The organism is Blastomonas sp. CCH1-A6 (assembly GCF_001556365.1).
In the GTDB taxonomy this organism is placed as follows: domain Bacteria; phylum Pseudomonadota; class Alphaproteobacteria; order Sphingomonadales; family Sphingomonadaceae; genus Blastomonas; species Blastomonas ursincola.
Map to the genome: position 1 here is coordinate 1 of NZ_LSIS01000290.1, position 614 is coordinate 614.

Below are 614 nucleotides of genomic sequence, written 5' to 3' on the forward strand. Positions count from 1 at the left end.
AGCAGCACCGGCTGCTGGCATTGGCGCGACCCGACTCGCTGATGCCCGAACGCGGCATGCTGGGCCCCTGGCGGCTGAGCTGACACGCATGGGGCGGCATCGCCCTTTGCATCGCGCACCGGCCATGCTTATCTGGCACCCGCATGCCTTATGATCCGCCCCCCGAACTTCAGGACCTCTCGCTCGCCGACATCGCCGGCCTGGTCGCCGCGCGCAAATTGCCGCCGGTCGAGAAATGGACGCCCGCGCACCAGAGCGACAGCCATATGCGCATCGCCGCCGATGGCCGCTGGTATCACCAGGGCGGGCTGATCTCGCGCCCGGCGATGGTGCGGCTTTTCGCGAGCGTGCTGCGCCGCGAACCGGACGGGCGATACGCGCTGGTCACCCCGTTCGAGCAGCAATGGATCGAGGTCGAGGACGCGCCGCTGCTTGCGGTCGAGCTCAAGTCCGAAGGCACGGGCGACCAGCGCCGCCTCGCCTTCCGACTCAACACCGACGAACTGGTCGTCGCCGGACCCGAGCGGCCGATCATCATGCGCGGCGATGCCGATGAACCGCGCCCCTATCTCGGCCTGTGGCGCGGGCTCGAGGCGCGGATAGAGCGGGCGGTC

Annotated in this window: 1 protein-coding gene; it reads left to right on the forward strand. The window is 69.5% G+C overall.

Annotation, left to right across the window (positions count from 1 at the left end; genetic code table 11):
* Nucleotides 1-143 precede the first annotated feature (143 nt).
* The coding region (locus AX735_RS13935; RefSeq protein ID WP_066281393.1) for a DUF1285 domain-containing protein at nt 144-614 on the forward strand (471 nt) is incomplete at its 3' end.